Below are 260 nucleotides of genomic sequence, written 5' to 3' on the forward strand. Positions count from 1 at the left end.
CAACGCCTCTTCTTCTGTCGACGAGCGGTAAATCAGCTTCAAATCCGCCGTCACGGCTTTATAATCTTTCCATGAGACATATTTCAATGAGTTTCGAACCATATGCACTATACACAATTGAACATGAGTTTGCGGGTAAGCAGTATTAATTGCATCAGGAAATCCCTTCAGCCCATCTACGCACGCGATTAAGATATCTTCAACGCCCCGTTGGCTTAATTCGGTGAGCACGCTCAACCAAAACTTAGCCCCTTCATTTT

At 44.2% G+C, this 260-nt stretch carries 1 protein-coding gene; it reads right to left on the reverse strand.

The genetic code is table 11. The features are described from left to right. Positions 1-260, reverse strand: a 260-nt coding sequence (locus AAEY62_RS23190; RefSeq protein ID WP_350636793.1) for a transposase, incomplete at both ends; no start/stop codon positions are given.

Source organism: Pseudoalteromonas sp. GW168-MNA-CIBAN-0100 (assembly GCF_040309225.1).
GTDB classification, from domain to species: domain Bacteria; phylum Pseudomonadota; class Gammaproteobacteria; order Enterobacterales; family Alteromonadaceae; genus Pseudoalteromonas; species Pseudoalteromonas arctica.